We start from the raw sequence: 17664 nt of genomic DNA, 5'->3' as shown, positions 1-17664 counted from the left end.
AGGTTTTCAAATTCATCACTTTTTGCCGATGACACAAGACTTGTTAATTGAGCGAGGCTTGTTTTAATAGCGCAAGAAGCTATTTGACGCCTGTGAAGGCGACAGCTGAGGATCTCATGAGTTCTAAACCGCAACAAACTGAAAAGCTACAAAAAATTCTTGCCCGTTCAGGGCATGGTTCCCGCCGAGAAATCGAAGGCCTATTGAAAGAAGGCCGTATTAGTGTTGATGGCAAAATGGCAACATTGGGTGATCGTGTTGAAGTCAAAGCCTCCACAAAAATTCGTCTTGATGGTCGTGTCTTAGCGATAAAAGAGCCAGAAAAAGAAATTTGCCGCGTGATGGCATACTACAAACCGGAAGGGGAATTGTGCACGCGCCATGATCCTGAAGGTCGTCCAACGGTATTTAACCGTTTACCAAAACTGACTGGGGCTCGTTGGATTGCTGTAGGGCGTCTAGATGTGAACACCAGTGGTTTATTGTTATTCACAACCGATGGTGAATTAGCTAACCGCTTAATGCACCCAAGCCGTGAAGTGGAACGCGAATACGCAGTACGTGTATTTGGTGAAATCACGGATGCAAAAATTCGTCAGTTAACCACTGGCGTGCAATTAGAAGATGGTCCAGCATCCTTTAAGACTGTGTCGTATCGCGGTGGTGAAGGGATGAACCAATGGTATAACGTCACTTTAACCGAAGGTCGTAACCGTGAAGTTCGTCGTTTATGGGAATCTGTTGGTGTGCAAGTGAGCCGCCTGATCCGTGTTCGCTACGGAGATATTGATTTACCAAAAGGTTTACCACGTGGAGGTTGGACTGAATTAGGTTTAGAGCAAACTAACTATTTAAGAGAGTTAGTTGAACTGGATGTTGAAACAGAAAGTAAAGTGTCTGTTGAGCGCGATCAGCGCCGCATCAAAGCTAACCAAATTCGCCGTGCGGTGAAACGTCACACTCAAGTGGCATCTCGCCCAGCAGCGAAACGCCAAACTTCACGCCCAACGGCTAAGCGCCGCACTCGAATCTAATCGTTTTAACGTTATTCGAATGATTTAAAATGAAGGTTATGGTAATTACCATAGCCTTTTTTTATTTCAATTTAATAGAATAGCGAAATGTTCTGTCATTCTGTTTGGTCATTTCAATAATTCATTCAACTTTGATTTTTCTAAAAATCGATTCATTCGGAATTTTATTTTCGAATAATATAAATAAGTTATCCCAATCTTAAATTATTATTTACTAGGTGTCTTTTTTTGACTAGAAAATGATAAAGTTAAAAAAGGTTGTATTATTCCACTTATTACTTTTATTTCTTTGTTATTTAGATATTTAAAACTTAAAATACGCCAATATGGAGTTTATAAGGTATCTGTCACATTATGAGGCTTTTATATTGTACAACTCTTCTATCTAAACTATTTTTATCATAATGAAAAAATAAAAGGTTTTAATGTTTATGTTATGTGCAAAGTCGATGAAATATATAGCACTATTGAGTTTCAGCATAACAAGTTGTGATGTTTATCAACCACATATATCTGAAAGTGGGCGGTTCTTTTTTAGTAATGACTCATCGGAAAATTATTCTTTCTTTATTGATAATAAACTGATGGTGATCCCGAAAGCATCAGTGGGTAGTCTGTATTTAAAGCAGGGATTACATTCCATGACAACCGAAGAAGGTCAGCACATTTATTTTATGATTTACCCAGGTAATAAAGGAGGGATATTAAATCCTCAAAAGCATCTTTATTATTCTTACAGCTTTGTATACGGTAATAATGGAATTCCTTCTGTTCATAATCAAACTATACAGGAATTAACTGTTGGTGATTACCAAGTGAAAGGAAGAGTTGAGAGTAGTGATGATATCATTATTGATAATAACGTATTCAACTGTGATTACCCGGTCGGAACGCGGATCCCTGATGAATTAAATTCGCTAACAACAGTCAGCAAAATAAAAACAAAATGTTTTTCTTATTCAGAACTCATTACGGCGATTTCGTCGGATGATAAACAAATGACACAACTGGTTGTGCGTCAAAATGAGCCAGTGCAAAACAATACGGTAAGTTTAACATTTGACTATCCAGTCACACTCCCTGCTTTTGAAGATCAGCAAATTCAGCAGTATGCGGTGAAGGTGAATACGCTGATTCAAGCGTATCGAGGATCCGCTGACCCAGAAAAAAAACAGAACTTTTATAATCAATACCATGTAGCCGTATCGAATATGGCGGAGCGCTATAGCCAATGGGAGACAGGGGATAATTGCCTTGAGGAGCGACAAAAATATTTGCAATTCTTATCACAAACTGCCGCCATTTTTAGTGCTGGGGTTTTAAAACTGGATGTAACACCGAAATAGCTGGTGGCAGCTAACTCGCATGTTACCAAAGGCTACCAGTCAATTCCTTTTTGCGCTTTGATCCCTGCATCAAAAGCATGTTTAACAGGGCGCATTTCTGTCACCGTATCAGCAAACTCTAATAGATCACGGTGGCACCCACGACCTGTAATAATGACGGATTGATTTTCAGGACGGCAACTTAATGCATTCATTACTTCAGCAAGAGGAAGATAATGGTAACTGATCATGTAGGTCAGCTCGTCGAGGATCACCAAGTCATATTGAGGGTCTTGCAATAATTCCACTGCATGTTGCCAAGTTTCAAGGCAAGCTTGTGTGTCAGTCTGCTTGTTTTGCGTTTCCCAAGTAAACCCGGTGGACATCACATAAAAGGGGACGCCGTGAGGCTCTAAAAGATTGCGTTCGCCATTATCCCAGCCACCTTTAATAAACTGGACAACGGCTACTTTTTTGCCATGACCGACAGCACGACAAGCGGTGCCAAATGCTGCCGTCGTTTTTCCTTTTCCATTGCCAGTGAAGACAATCAGGATCCCGCGCTCCAGCTGGGCTGCTTCAATTCGCTCATCCACTTTTTGCTTTAAACGTTGTTGGCGTTCTTCGTGTCGGTCTTGGCTCATAGCTTGCTCCGTTTCGGTCGAGTTTAAGCTTTAATCGGTTTTAAATTAGGCTGAGCGTCTACGCTGGTTCCTGTTTGCTCGGCGCTATCATCACCCATTAAGTATAGATAAGTCGGCATGATATCGGCAGGTGTTTTTAGGGTCATTGGATCTTCACCGGGTGCCGCACCTGCACGCATAGCGGTACGAGTGCGCCCAGGGTTAATACAGTTAATACGTAATCCAGTGCCTTGATACTCATCGGCTAAGACTTGCATTAAACCTTCAGTCGCAAATTTTGAAACGGCATAAACGCCCCAATTAGCGCGTCCTTGTTTACCGACACTTGAACTGGTGAAAATCAGCGATGCGTGTGGGGCTTTTTCTAATAAAGGAAGTAATGCTTGTGTGAGCATAAAGCCGGCATTGACGTTAACTTGCATGACGTCATGCCAGAGCTGAGTCGGTTGTTCACTGATTGGTGCGATATTTCCTAGCAAACCTGCGCTATGTAATACGCCATCCAAGTAAGGGTGTTGTTTGGCAATATCGTCAGCGATAGCTTGGCAAGTTGCCTCTGTTGCAGTCAGTAAATCAATCACATAGGTTTCTACGGATGCACCGGTAGAATTAATAATTTGTTGTTTAACCGCCTCTAATTTTTGCGAGTTACGGCCTAATAAAATGATGGAGGCGCCAAAGCGTGCATACGTTAATGCTGCTTCTTGACCAATCCCGTCAGTAGCACCGGTAATTAAGATAGTTTTACCATTTAAAAGATCTTGTCTAGGCTGATAATGAAGCATAATTTTTCCTATCGTCTTGAGCCGCGTTGAAGGTTATCATCGCGTAGATTGCACGGGAGGGCAATTTACCACATTTGTTTCATGTCTGTGGTTATTGATAACAGTTTTTTTACTGGTTGTTTATGAACAATCATGCGATCATTTTTTTATTAGCGTTAAATATTAGAAGGATCAACTTGTGGAGTATTTCTCTTTGTATGGACTGTTTTTAGCAAAAGTGGTTACCATTGTGGTCGCGATTGCTGTGATTGCAGTATTTGTATTTGGCGTAGGTATGAGACGTCAAGGAAGTAAAGGCGCGTTAAAAATTACTGACCTAGGCGAAAGTTACCGTGAACGCCAACGTCAAATGCAGCAGATCAAAATGAATGATTCTGAGCAAAAAGCGTGGTCAAAGGCATTTAAAAAGCAGGAAAAAGCCAAGTCTAAAAATGAAAAGGCTGGGGCGAAAATGGGGCAAACCGCCGTCAAAAAGCCTTGCTTATATGTCTTAGACTTTAAAGGCAGTATGGATGCGCGTGAAGTCAGCTCTTTACGTGAGGAAATCAGTGCAATTCTTGCAGTTGCAGATCAGCAAGATGAAGTTTTATTACGTTTAGAAAGCCCAGGTGGTTTAGTCCATGGCTATGGCTTAGCCGCTTCTCAGTTGATGCGATTGAAAGAGAAAAATATTCCGCTAACAATTGCAGTTGATAAGGTTGCGGCAAGCGGCGGTTATATGATGGCGTGTATTGCGAATAAAATCGTTGCGGCACCGTTTTCTATTATAGGCTCTATTGGTGTTGTCGCTCAGGTTCCAAATATTCACCGATTATTGAAAAAGCACGATGTGGATGTGGAGTTGCACACCGCAGGGGAATATAAACGTACACTGACAATGCTCGGTGAAAATACAGAGCAGGGGCGTAAGAAATTTGTTGAAGATCTGAATTCAACTCACGAACTATTTAAAGATTTTGTTCATCAAAATCGCCCATCCCTTGATATTGCAGCGGTGGCAACAGGCGAGTATTGGTATGGAACGCAAGCGCTAGAGAAAGGGCTCGTTGACCAAATTGGTGTTAGCGATGATTTGATCATTAACGCAATCGAAACCAAAGAGATTATCAGCATCCGTTTTGTGATGAGCAAGAAAATGGTCGAGCGTTTTACCAGTAGCGCGGCAGAGAGTGCGGATAAGCTATTATTACGCTGGTGGCAGCGTGGACAAAAGCCGCTTTTATAAAAAAGCCATAATGTTCACTGAATATTCATGACACAATATTTAAGTTGGACTACCCTTAAAAATACCGGCGATAAAAGCCGGTATTTTTTTATGTCTATTCTGATTCTTGCAGTCGGTACTTATCAGAAAAGAGGTGCGCCAAATGCTTATACATATTAAAAGCCGCTGGACTTTTTAAGGATGGTATTCCGTTTTCATCAAGGAAGAACTCGCCTTTAAAAACTAAAACACCACGATGTTGCTCGACATTATCCACGAACATGCCATCAAGGTACTCATCGTGGTTTTTGATGATTTCGTTGGCTTTTTCAAGCAGTTCTTGCTTTGAAATAGTTTGAATCTCATTGTTCATAGAATGCCTCTCTTGAAAAAATAATTGGTTGCTTCTAGCATTTTATCAGGTACAGTGTGTGTTTTTCAATGCGGCTAAACTGCATTATGTGGTTAAAATCAGTCAACTAGAGCAATTTGTATGCTTTACAAAATAATGTGACTGATGGATAAAATTCGTTTCGTTACAAATTATTGTGCGAAAAAATATTGATATATTGTGATTCTGTCGCAATATAAAAAAGAGATTCTCATTTTGCGCATTTGAATAGAAAAATGCGCCTTCGTTGATAGTAGGTAAAGGTAAATATGGGTAAAGCTCTTGTTATAGTGGAGTCCCCGGCAAAAGCCAAAACGATCAATAAGTATCTTGGCAGTGGCTACGTTGTAAAAAGCAGCGTTGGTCACATTCGTGATCTGCCGAAAAGCGGCTCTGGTTCACAATCCGGCTCACCAAAGAGTACAGGCTCATCTACCGATAAAGCAAAGACCGACAAAACAAAGAAAGTTAAAAAGGATCCGCAAGAAGCGTTAGTTAAACGCATGGGGATCGACCCTTATCATGGTTGGAAAGCGAATTATCAAATTCTGCCGGGTAAGGAAAAAGTGGTTTCTGAATTAAAAGCGTTAGCCGAAGATGCTGACCACGTCTACCTCGCGACGGACCTTGACCGCGAAGGGGAAGCTATTGCGTGGCATTTACGCGAAGTGATCGGTGGTGATGATTCTCGTTTTAGCCGAGTGGTGTTTAACGAAATCACTAAAAATGCAATTACTCAAGCATTTGAAAGCCCTGGCGAATTGAATATCGACCGTGTTAATGCTCAGCAAGCTCGTCGCTTTATGGACCGTGTTGTTGGGTATATGGTCTCTCCATTATTATGGAAAAAAGTGGCGCGCGGATTATCTGCTGGACGCGTACAGTCCGTCGCAGTAAGACTTATCGTTGAGCGTGAACGTGAAATTAAAGCGTTTGTTCCTGAAGAATATTGGGAACTCCATGCGGATTTAGCGGATAAAAACGCCGTTAACTTGCGTTTAGAAGTGACTTCCCAAGCGGGAAAAGCTTTTAAACCTGTCAATAAAGTCCAAACGGAAGCTGCGGTTAAATTACTGGAAAATGCACGTTATCAAGTGATTGATCGTGAAGATAAACCAACGTCCAGTAAACCAAGCGCACCGTTTATCACGTCGACACTCCAACAAGCGGCGAGCACTCGCTTAAGTTTTGGTGTGAAGAAAACCATGATGATGGCTCAGCGCTTATATGAAGCGGGTTACATCACTTATATGCGTACGGACTCAACGAACTTGAGCCAAGATGCAGTGAACATGGTTCGTGGTTATATTTCTGATAACTTTGGCGCACAGTATTTACCAAAAGATGCCAACGTTTACACCAGTAAAGATAACTCCCAAGAAGCGCACGAAGCTATTCGCCCATCCAGTGTTGATGTATTACCTGATTCACTGAAAGACATGGAAAACGACGCTAAGCGCCTCTACCAGTTAATTTGGAATCAATTTGTTGCGTGTCAAATGACACCAGCAAAATACGACTCCACCACATTAACGGTGAAAGCGGGAGATTTCGAATTAAAAGCCAAAGGTCGTACGTTACGTTTTGATGGTTGGACAAGAGTCATGCCAGCACTGCGTAAAAATGACGAAGATAAAACATTACCTGCGATTCAAGTGGGTGCTGAATTATCATTGCTGGAATTACTACCAAGCCAGCACTTTACTAAGCCACCAGCGCGTTTTAGTGAAGCTTCTTTGGTTAAAGAATTAGAAAAACGTGGTATTGGTCGCCCATCAACGTATGCGGCAATCATTTCAACGATCCAAGATCGTGGCTACGTTAAAGTGGAAAACCGCCGTTTCTATGCGGAAAAAATGGGTGAAATCGTTACAGACCGTTTAGAAGAAAACTTCAACGACCTGATGAACTACGACTTCACTGCTCGCATGGAAAACCAGCTGGACCACGTTGCGAATCATGAAGCAGAGTGGAAAGCGGTGTTGGATGAATTTTTCTCCGATTTCAGCAAACAGCTTGATGTTGCAGAAAAAGATCCGGAAGAAGGCGGTATGCGTACCAACCCAATGGTGATCACCTCGATTATCTGTCCTGACTGTGAACGTCATATGGGAATTCGTACCGCATCCACTGGGGTATTCTTAGGCTGCTCGGGCTATGCACTGCCACCAAAAGAGCGCTGCAAGAAAACCATCAATCTGATCCCTGAAGATGAAGTATTGAACATCCTCGAAGATGACGATGCAGAAACTAACGCCTTAAGAGCAAAACGTCGTTGTCCAAAATGTGGCACTGCGATGGACAGCTACCTGATTGATAATGGTCGTAAATTACATGTGTGTGGTAACAATCCAGCATGTGAAGGCTATGAAATCGAAGAAGGCGAGTTCCGCATCAAGGGTTACGATGGTCCGGTGATTGAGTGTGATAAATGTGGTTCTGAAATGCACCTGAAAATGGGACGTTTTGGGAAATACATGGGTTGCACCAACGAAGAGTGTAAAAATACCCGCAAGATCTTAAAAAGTGGTGAAATTGCACCACCGAAAGAAGACCCAGTACCACTACCAGAATTACCGTGTGAAAAATCGGATGCTTATTTTGTGTTACGTGATGGTGCAGCTGGCGTATTCCTTGCCGCAAACACCTTCCCGAAATCAAGGGAAACACGTGCGCCATTAGTGGCAGAACTACAACGATTTAAAGACAGATTACCGGCAAAATTGGCGTACTTAGCGGAAGCACCAGCACAAGACGAAGAGGGCAACCCAACAGTGGTTCGTTTTAGCCGCAAGACAAAACAGCAATATGTTTCGTCCGAGAAAGATGGTAAAGCGACGGGGTGGAGTGCTTTTTATGTTGATGGGCAATGGAAACCCAAAGAATAGTTTTTATTCTTCATACTTTGCACCGTAGCGGCGTTGGCTGCACTCGCTAACCCTAGTCACATACTTGTGTATGCTCCTAGGGATTAGCTCGATTGCTGCCTTGCTACAGCACAAATTATTTTGAATAAATCTATTGATTATATTCAGGATGACTCTGGTGCTAGCCACCGCCTTGTTCTAACGCGAACTATTTAGAATAATAGTTTGGAATTCTGTTTAGATCTTCAACGCTAAAGCTGCAATCATTATAAAAGAGCCCTTAGGGCTCTTTTTTTGTTCATAATTCGATAGCTCTCACATAACAAAAGCAGTAATCGCCCATTTTCATTCATTTATTATGCTAACGTTTAGCTTAAGGATAATAATCACGATGAATGACTGGAGGCAGTATGAAGTTCAAATTATGTTTGTTAGCGGCACTATTCACAACTGGTGCAGCGTATGCGGCACAAACTACGGTAGAGCTGAAAGAAGCAACAGCTAAAGGCGAGGGAAAAACCATTGGTGAAGTGGTGATTTCTGAAACTGAATACGGATTACTCTTCACGCCAAAACTATCTGGTTTGCAAGCAGGTGGTGTGCATGGTTTCCATGTGCATGAAAACCCAAGTTGCGAAGCGGGTGAAAAAGACGGTAAAACTGTACCCGCATTAAAAGCGGGTGGACATCTAGATCCAGCTAAAACAGGGGTTCACAAAGGGCCTTATGACAAAACAGGTCACCTCGGAGATTTACCGGGCTTAGTGGTTGATAGCCAAGGTAATGCTACCTACAGCGTGCTAGCGCCAAAATTAAAATCCCTGAAAGATGTCCAAAACCGCGCACTGATGGTGCATGCGGGTGGGGATAATTATTCCGATCATCCAGAAGCGTTGGGCGGTGGTGGGGCAAGAATGGCTTGCGGCATCATTCCTTCGTCATAATTCGCACCGTAGCTGTGTTGGCTACACTCACTAACCCTAGTCACATACTTGTGTATGTTCCTAGGGGATTAGCTCATTTGCCGCCTTGCTACAGCACGAATTATTTAGAAGGAAGTTTCTGGGGTATAATTCGCACCGTAGCTGTGTTGGCTACACTCACTAACCCTAGTCACATACTTGTGTATGTTCCTAGGGGATTAGCTCATTTGCCGCCTTGCTACAGCACAAATGATTTAGAAGGAAGTTTCTGGGGTATAATTCGTGTGATAACTGCGTTGGCGTCACTTGGCTACTCGGGTCACATACTTGTGTATGCTCCCCCGAGATATCCGCGTTAGCCGCCTTGTTCTAACGCGAATTATTTAGAAGAAACAGCGATGCTATCGGTCATAAAAAGACTCAAACAGAAAAAGCCTCTTACACAAGAAGCTTTTCAACGTTATCTTACCGATTTAACCAATCACCAAATCTTAATTCGTTTCTCCGGTGCGAGGTACAGGGCGTTATCCTTATCGACGCCGAAGGTGGTGTACCAATCATCAATATTACGGACAACACCATTGGCGCGGAACTGATTTGGGCTGTGTGGATCAGTGAGGATTTTATTGCGCTCGGATTCCTTATTTGACAACTCTTGCCAGGTTCTGGCCCATGAAATAAAGAGACGCTGCAAGCCAGTCATACCATCAATAATAGGTGGCTCGCCATTTGGGTAGTTCTCTTTAGCAAATTGCTTATAAGCGCTTAGCGCGATATTTAAACCGCCTAAATCACCAATATTCTCACCGAGAGTTAATTCACCATTCACTTTTTGACCATCGACAGCAAAGCCATTATATTGATCCACCAACTTGGCAGTTTTCTCTTTAAAATGCGCTTTGGCACTATCGCTCCACCAATTGCGTAGCTGACCTGTACCATCATATAAGCTGCCTTGATCATCAAAACCGTGACCCATTTCATGACCAATTACTGCACCAATCGCACCGTAGTTATAAGCAGGATCCACATTTGGGTCGAAGAATGGAGCTTGCAAAATAGCGGCAGGGAACACAATTTCATTTTGTACTGGATTGAAATATGCATTGATGGTTTGTGGTGTCATGCCCCATTCCCATTTGCGAACAGGCTGACCAATTTTGCTCATGGCATCGTTATATGACCATGCTTCCACTTGCTTAAAGTTATCCATCAATGTGTTCGGTTTCAAATTAATGGTACTAAAATCATTCCATTTATCAGGGTAGCCGACTTTTACCGTAAACTGCTCTAGCTTTTTCAGTGCTTCTTGGCGAGTTTGCTCATCCATCCAATCATTATCTTTCAGACGTGCATTAAAGGTACCGCGCACATAACTGACCAAATCTTGAATTTTCTCTTTAGATTGTGGATTGAAATATTTCTCTACATAAATCTGTCCGAGAGGCTCACCTTGCAGTGAATTGACTGTTTGAAGAGCGCGTTCTTGACGAGTCCGCTGTTTTTCAACGCCATTGAGTTTTTTCGAGTAAAAATCAAAGCGTGCGTCAGATAAGGTTTTGTTTAAATAACTTGCATGATCGTTCACGTACTGGAACGTTAGGTAATCTTTCAGGACTGAAACCGGGGTCTTGGCAAAAATCTGTGCCGTTTTTTCTACCGCCGTATCGTTCTCAACCACCACTTTCGCCAGTTGCTGATCGGTTAACTTCCAGTGCTGAATAAAACTATCCCACGCAAAGCCATCGGTAAATTTCTTCATTTCAGCGAGGGTCATAGGGTGATAATTTTTGATGGTGTCACGGCGAGCTTCTGGGCTCCAATGCACTTCAGCAATGGATTTTTCAAGGTCGAAGATCTGTTGCGCTTTTTTCTTAACGTCTTTTTCGCCAGCTAATTTCAAGATTGTCGCAATATACGCAATGTAGTTTTTGCGGATCTCTTTCATTTGCGGGGTATCGTCAAGGTAGTAATTACGATTAGGTAACCCAAGTCCACCTTGACCAAGATACAGAATATAGGTATCTGGCGCCTTGGCGTCTAAATCTACCCAATAAGAGAGCACGGAGGTATAACCCGGCAGCGTCATCAGACGGCTAATATCATTATGATCTTTGGCTTTTGCAATAGCCGCTAAATCGGATTTGATTGGCGTTAAACCCGCTTTTTCAATGCTAGCTTCATCTAAATAGCTTAAATATAAGTTACGAATATTTTTCTGATTATGATCCAAGCTGCCCTCTGGGGCTTGCTTTAATTCATCGATAATAGCTTGAGTTTGCTTTTCGGTACTTAAATACAAATCCACGAAAGAGTTAATTCGTGGCATGCCCGTTGGGATTTTCGCCTTATTAATCCAATCATGGTTAACATATTGGTAAAAGTCATTACCCGGCACGATGGTGTCTGATAACACGATTTTTTGCTGACCGTAAGATAGCTCTTTCGCTAATAAGTGAGGCGCAAAGGATAGGGTTGATAAACCGACCATCATGGCTAAAACTTTTATACGCATCTAGATAACCTCTCTGTAGTCTAAATAGGATGCTCACCGCAAAAATGGAAATAAAATTCGCATGCTAATTATTCAAGCATAGTCGAAGAAAAAAATAATCTGACTTTGCAATACCTTACTTGGGCGCCGTCTTTTTTTCACAGCAAGATGAAATAATATCATCATACTGTTTATTCTCATTAGTTTGATGTTATATTGGTTATATATAAATTAAACAATATTACTTTTTGTTATATGTAATGTTTTTTAGCTATAGCAAAAATGATTTCCTGTAAGAGGTGGAGTGAGTATGAAGTTACAGCAACTGCGATATATTGTTGAAGTGGTTAATCACGACCTGAATGTTTCATCAACAGCAGAAGGGTTATTTACTTCCCAACCGGGGATCAGTAAGCAAGTCAGAATGCTGGAAGATGAACTAGGCATTCAAATTTTTGCGCGTAGTGGTAAGCATTTGACTCACGTGACTCCAGCTGGTGAGGAAGTTGTGCGCATTTCCCGTGAAGTGCTCTCCAAAATTGAAGCTATCCGTTCTGTTGCCGGTGAGCATACCATTCCTGATCGCGGTAGCTTAAAAATTGCCACGACGCATACCCAAGCTCGCTATGCCTTACCGCCTGTAATCAAAACCTTTATTGAGCGTTATCCTCATGTTTCCTTGCATATGCAGCAAGGATCTCCAACCCAAATCGCTGAAGAAGTTTGCAAAGGGAATAGTGATTTTGCTATCGCGACAGAAGCGCTCCATCTGTACAGTGACCTTATCATGTTGCCGTGCTACCACTGGAATCGTTGTGTGGTAGTACCGAAAGGGCACCCACTGACCGAGAAAAAGAACGTTACAATTGAAGATATTGCCGAATATCAAATTGTGACTTACACCCACGGGTTTACTGGGCGTTCAGAGTTGGATGTTGCATTCCAAAAAGTAGGCTTAGAGCCCAAAATTATTTTCACTGCCACGGATGCGGATGTGATCAAGACCTATGTGAAGCTCGGTTTAGGGATTGGCATTATCGCCAGCATGGCGGTGGATCCTGAGGTGGATAAAGATCTCGTGGTTATCGATATGCGCGATAAATTTAGTTACAGCACCACGAAAATCGGTTTTAAACGTACCAGTTTCCTGCGCAGCTATATGTATGATTTTATTTGGCGTTTTGCCCCGCATCTCACACGTGATGTGGTGGATAAAGCCATTGCCTTGCGTAACAACGAAGATATCGAAGAATTTTTCAAAGAAATTGAGCTTCCTATTCTTTAATTGGCACAAAATCTATAGAGGAAATGATTATGAGGACTATGATTAATAATACTGCGTAAAAAAATAAGGTGATAAAAACGCCAAGGAGGAGTTATGTCGTTGAGTTTAAAAACAAACAGTGCAGCAACACTGAATGTCGGTAACAAACAGTATAATTACTTCAGTCTTGCCCTTGCAGAGAAACAATTAGGCAGCGGGGCGAGACTTCCTAAATCCCTCAAAGTTCTACTCGAAAACCTACTGCGTCATATCGACGGTAAATCCGTCGTTGACGCCGATCTCCAAGCCATCATCGATTGGCAAAAAAACGCACATGCGGACAGAGAAATTGCTTATCGCCCCGCGCGGGTGCTGATGCAAGACTTTACTGGTGTTCCTGCGGTTGTCGATCTCGCCGCTATGCGTGAAGCGGTTAAATCCCTTGGTGGCAACGTCAACCAAGTTAACCCTTTATCTCCCGTTGACTTAGTCATCGATCACTCAGTGATGGTCGATGAGTTTGGTAATTCCCAAGCGTTTGATGATAACGTCGAAATTGAAATGAAGCGTAACCACGAACGCTACCTATTTTTACGTTGGGGACAAAAAGCGTTTAACCGCTTTAGGGTGGTACCGCCGGGAACGGGGATTTGCCACCAAGTTAACCTTGAATACCTCGGTAAAGCGATTTGGCATGAAGAGATTGACGGAAAATTAGTTGCTTACCCCGATACGTTGGTTGGAACGGACTCCCACACCACCATGATCAACGGTTTGGGGGTATTAGGCTGGGGCGTTGGCGGAATTGAAGCGGAAGCCGCGATGCTGGGGCAACCTGTTTCTATGCTGATCCCCGATGTAGTGGGCTTCAAGCTAACCGGTAAATTAGCCGAAGGGATCACCGCGACAGACTTGGTGTTAACCGTCACTCAGATGCTACGTAAGCATGGTGTGGTGGGTAAATTTGTTGAGTTCTATGGGGATGGATTAGCTGACCTGCCATTAGCCGATCGCGCGACCATTGCCAATATGTCACCAGAATATGGGGCAACCTGCGGCTTCTTCCCGATAGACGAAATTACCCTTGCGTATATGAAACTGACAGGGCGTGAAGACGATGAAATCGCGCTGGTGGAAGCCTATAGCAAGCAACAAGGTTTATGGCGTCACCCAGGGGATGAACCGATTTTCACCAGTACCTTAGCACTGGATATGGGCACGGTAGAATCCAGCCTAGCGGGACCTAAACGCCCACAAGACCGCGTTGAACTGAGCCAAGTTCCGAAAGCATTCCAAGGCGCAGTGGATTTAGAGCTGAATAAGCAAGATAAACATGCGCATCCTCGCGTGAACTTTCAAGGGCAGGAATTCGACCTTACCGATGGCGCGGTAGTGATCGCCGCTATCACATCCTGTACCAACACCTCTAACCCTAGTGTATTAATGGCGGCAGGGTTACTGGCGAAAAAAGCGATAGAAAAAGGGCTTTCTCGTCAACCATGGGTTAAGTCTTCTCTCGCGCCGGGCTCTAAGGTCGTAACTGATTACCTGGCATTAGCGGGATTAACACCTTATCTGGACAAACTGGGCTTTAACCTTGTGGGGTATGGTTGTACTACCTGTATTGGTAACTCTGGTCCGTTACCTGCACCGATTGAAGAGGCAATTAAGCAACATGATCTGACGGTTGGGGCGGTGCTTTCAGGTAACCGTAACTTTGAAGGACGCATTCACCCTTTGGTAAAAACCAACTGGCTGGCATCACCGCCACTCGTCGTTGCCTATGCATTGGCTGGCAATATGCACGTTAATTTAAAAACTGACCCATTAGGTGTGGATCAACAGGGTCAGCCTGTCTACTTGAAAGATATTTGGCCATCCAGTGCGGAAATTGCCAGTGCGGTGGAGAAAGTCAAAACTGACATGTTCCATAAAGAATATAACGCGGTCTTTGAAGGGGATGAAGCTTGGCGTGCGCTGGATGTTGAAAGCTCCTCAACCTACCATTGGCAAGGGGATTCAACCTATATTCGCCATCCGCCATTCTTTGAAAATATGCCTGCGCAACCTAAGCCCGTTGCGGATATTCACGGGGCAAACATTCTCGCTATTCTCGGGGATTCGGTAACCACTGACCATATTTCTCCAGCGGGGAATATTAAGAAAGAAAGTCCAGCGGGGCGTTATCTCCAAGAACACGGTGTGGCGGTTGCAGATTTTAACTCTTATGGTTCTCGCCGTGGTAACCATGAAGTCATGATGCGCGGTACGTTTGCCAATATTCGTATTCGTAATGAAATGGTACCGGGGGTGGAAGGCGGCTATACCTTACATATTCCAACAGGCAAACAGATGGCTATCTTTGATGCGGCGATGTTGTATCAGCAACAAAAACGTCCGTTAGCCATTATTGCGGGTAAAGAATATGGTTCAGGCTCTAGCCGTGACTGGGCGGCAAAAGGCACCAATTTACTGGGTGTTCGTGTGGTGATCGCCGAATCCTATGAACGTATTCACCGCTCTAACTTAATTGGGATGGGGGTTATTCCATTAGAATTTACAGGTGGAGAAACCCGTAAAACCCTGGGTTTAAAAGGCGATGAGCGTATTGATGTTACTGGTTTACAGTCTCTGACTCCAAGCCAAAGTATCACCGTAAAAATTACGTATGGTGATGGCACAGTGAAAGAAGTGAATACTCGTTGCCGCATCGATACTGCGACGGAAATGGAATATTACCGACACGGTGGGATTTTGCATTATGTGATCCGCCAAATGCTCAATTAATCTGCGTTTATGGCGCCTGCAAGATTTCTTGTGGGCGTTTTTTCTTTATTAACGCTTAATATTGTTATTTCTCAAGTTTTTTAGCCAGTTTCTCAGTTATTGTGATAGTCAGTATTCAGAAAAAGCTCAGTAGTTTGATGGAATGAAGTGACCGCATTTATCGAAAATAGCGTAAAGGAAATCAATATGGCAAATATCAATGAAACTGATTTTTTCAAGGGTGCATTATGGGCGGCAGACATTCTATTAAGCACTTCACATTGTGCGGGTGCGAATGACGAAGTTCGTGACATTTTAGAACATATTCCAAATCTCTATTCGGTTGTAATGAGAACCCCAGAAACCGAAGTCCATGATTTAAGATTATATGCAGATAAAGAGTTTCCATTAGGCTTGAATGCCGAGTACACCGCAATTTCTATTGCACCACTAAAAGATTTCTTTGATATTTTGCCTGTCACCGATCACGAACTTGATTGTGAAGCTATGGATATCGAAACATGGGGCGTCGTTGCTGACCTTGCAAATGGTAAAAAAGATCTCCTGATTGCAGGGCTACTGACCCCAGAAACAGCAAAAATGTATGCAGACCGGCTATCCGAGCAGCTAGAATTCCAACAGAAAAAGGCGAGTTAATCTTCATATCGTTGAATAAATGAGCGGAAATGAACAAAAACGCCGATACTGTATTTATATCCAGTATCGGCGTTTTGTTATCTTAAAGATAGACTACAGGATCTTATTTTCAGCTAATTGCAGTGCGAAATAAGTAAAGATTAAATCTGCTCCAGCGCGTTTAATGGATCCTAAGCTTTCTAACGTGACGCGAGTTTCATCAATTGCACCTGCTTGCGCGGCAAATTTGATCATGGCGTATTCACCACTGACTTGATACGCACCAATAGGCAATTGGGTACACTCACGTAGGTCACGGATAATATCTAAGTAAGCACCCGCGGGTTTTACCATCAGCGCATCTGCGCCTTCTTGCATATCAATCAGCGACTCGTGCAGCGCTTCACGGCGGTTCATTGGGTTCATTTGGTAAGTCTTACGGTCACCTTTTAAACATGAACCTGCTGCATCACGGAATGGGCCGTATAGAGCTGATGCGAATTTCGTGGAGTAAGACATAATCGCTGTATCGGTAAATCCTGCTTCATCAAGTGCATGGCGGATTGCGGCTACTTGCCCATCCATTGCAGCGGAAGGGGCGATAAAGTCAGCACCGGCACGCGCAGCAGCAACGGCTTGCAGACCTAAATTATGGATAGTTTGGTCGTTATCAACCACATCACCGTGCATCACACCGCAGTGGCCGTGAGACGTATATTCGCAAAAACAAGTATCCGACATCACAATCATTTCTGGGACGGTCTCTTTACAGATACGAGACATACGAGCCACCAGACCATTGTCTTGCCATGCATCGCTACCATTTTCATCTAAGTGATGAGACACACCGAAGGTCATAACAGATTTAATGCCGGCTTTTGCAATACGCTCAATTTCATAGGCTAAGCGTTTTTCTGGAATACGCACAACGCCAGGCATACTCGCAATCGGTGCGTAATCGTCTAAGCCTTCTTCAACGAAAATAGGCAAGCATAAGTCATTGATGGAGAGGTGGGTTTCTTGGAATAGGTCACGGAATTGTTCACTTTTACGCAGTCTTCTCATGCGCTGGATGGAATGCAGGTTATTCACACTATCTCCTTGGTAGACGAAAAATAGACATTTCCCATTCGGATTATTATGTGGGAATGTTCCACTCTTATTTTTCGATGTATTTAATTATGAATGGTATTAAGTTGCGAATAGTATAAACCTTATAAAAAGAATGTGAATATAGCACTCGTCAAATGTTATGGATTCGATTGTTATGATAAAAATGGGAATTAAGGCAAGAATAATAGGAAGAGCAAGGGACACTCTTCCTGATTGAG

General features: G+C 43.1%; 13 protein-coding genes. 8 read left to right on the top strand and 5 right to left on the bottom strand.

All coding sequences use genetic code 11. The features are described from left to right. Window positions 1-116 precede the first annotated feature (116 nt). Entirely contained in the window at window positions 117-1034 is a 918-nt protein-coding gene (gene rluB, locus M5X66_RS08695) for a 23S rRNA pseudouridine(2605) synthase RluB (protein ID WP_036956541.1), read from the top strand. Window positions 1035-1483: 449 nt separating this feature from the next. After that, the gene (locus M5X66_RS08690) at window positions 1484-2380 is read left to right on the top strand and encodes a hypothetical protein (protein ID WP_230082527.1); all 897 of its coding nucleotides are present in this window, start codon (window positions 1484-1486) and stop codon (window positions 2378-2380) included. Between the two features lie 32 nt (window positions 2381-2412). On the opposite strand, the gene cobO is transcribed toward M5X66_RS08690, so the two are convergent. Together cobO and M5X66_RS08680 are read right to left on the bottom strand one after the other, a co-directional pair. After that, on the bottom strand, window positions 2413-3003 hold the full coding sequence (cobO, locus tag M5X66_RS08685) for a cob(I)yrinic acid a,c-diamide adenosyltransferase (protein WP_036956545.1): 591 nt from the start codon (window positions 3001-3003) through the stop codon (window positions 2413-2415). A gap of 23 nt (window positions 3004-3026) precedes the next feature. Continuing rightward, the gene (locus M5X66_RS08680; RefSeq protein ID WP_036956547.1) at window positions 3027-3788 is read right to left on the bottom strand and encodes a YciK family oxidoreductase; all 762 of its coding nucleotides are present in this window, start codon (window positions 3786-3788) and stop codon (window positions 3027-3029) included. A 178-nt stretch (window positions 3789-3966) separates the two neighbouring features. Between M5X66_RS08680 and sohB the strand changes: the two genes are divergently transcribed. Next, on the top strand, window positions 3967-5013 hold the full coding sequence (gene sohB / locus M5X66_RS08675; protein ID WP_036956548.1) for a protease SohB: 1047 nt from the start codon (window positions 3967-3969) through the stop codon (window positions 5011-5013). 94 nt (window positions 5014-5107) lie between these two features. Here the strand turns inward: sohB and M5X66_RS08670 are convergent, their stop codons facing one another. After that, on the bottom strand, window positions 5108-5365 hold the full coding sequence (locus tag M5X66_RS08670; RefSeq protein ID WP_036956549.1) for a DUF2498 family protein: 258 nt from the start codon (window positions 5363-5365) through the stop codon (window positions 5108-5110). Window positions 5366-5652: 287 nt separating this feature from the next. Here M5X66_RS08670 and topA point away from each other — a divergent pair, with 287 nt between their 5' ends. Beyond that, window positions 5653-8271 carry a type I DNA topoisomerase gene (gene topA, locus M5X66_RS08665; RefSeq protein ID WP_270104018.1) on the top strand — a complete coding sequence of 873 codons (2619 nt, stop codon included), beginning with the start codon at window positions 5653-5655 and terminating at the stop codon, window positions 8269-8271. Between the two features lie 389 nt (window positions 8272-8660). Beyond that, window positions 8661-9194, top strand: a complete 534-nt coding sequence (sodC, locus tag M5X66_RS08660; RefSeq protein WP_036956551.1) for a superoxide dismutase family protein — start codon at window positions 8661-8663, stop codon at window positions 9192-9194. A 460-nt stretch (window positions 9195-9654) separates the two neighbouring features. Here the strand turns inward: sodC and M5X66_RS08655 are convergent, their stop codons facing one another. Further along, the gene (locus M5X66_RS08655) at window positions 9655-11688 is read right to left on the bottom strand and encodes a M13 family metallopeptidase (protein ID WP_270104017.1); all 2034 of its coding nucleotides are present in this window, start codon (window positions 11686-11688) and stop codon (window positions 9655-9657) included. Between the two features lie 289 nt (window positions 11689-11977). Between M5X66_RS08655 and cysB the strand changes: the two genes are divergently transcribed. The 3 genes from cysB (at window position 11978) to M5X66_RS08640 (ending at window position 16354) form a co-directional block, all read left to right on the top strand. After that, the gene (cysB, locus tag M5X66_RS08650) at window positions 11978-12952 is read left to right on the top strand and encodes an HTH-type transcriptional regulator CysB (protein WP_036956553.1); all 975 of its coding nucleotides are present in this window, start codon (window positions 11978-11980) and stop codon (window positions 12950-12952) included. Between the two features lie 93 nt (window positions 12953-13045). Next, a complete protein-coding gene (gene acnA / locus M5X66_RS08645) occupies window positions 13046-15718 on the top strand; it encodes an aconitate hydratase AcnA (protein ID WP_036956554.1) in 2673 nt (890 codons plus the stop codon). Between the two features lie 186 nt (window positions 15719-15904). After that, window positions 15905-16354, top strand: a complete 450-nt coding sequence (locus M5X66_RS08640) for a hypothetical protein (protein WP_036956555.1) — start codon at window positions 15905-15907, stop codon at window positions 16352-16354. A 93-nt stretch (window positions 16355-16447) separates the two neighbouring features. On the opposite strand, the gene hemB is transcribed toward M5X66_RS08640, so the two are convergent. Continuing rightward, a complete protein-coding gene (gene hemB, locus M5X66_RS08635; protein WP_036956556.1) occupies window positions 16448-17425 on the bottom strand; it encodes a porphobilinogen synthase in 978 nt (325 codons plus the stop codon). Window positions 17426-17664 lie beyond the last annotated feature (239 nt).

Origin of the sequence: Providencia sp. PROV188 (assembly GCF_027595165.1) — a bacterium.
Taxonomy (GTDB): domain Bacteria; phylum Pseudomonadota; class Gammaproteobacteria; order Enterobacterales; family Enterobacteriaceae; genus Providencia; species Providencia lanzhouensis.
Note: the sequence above shows the minus strand (reverse complement) of the source record. Positions and strands in the feature narration are given on the sequence as shown.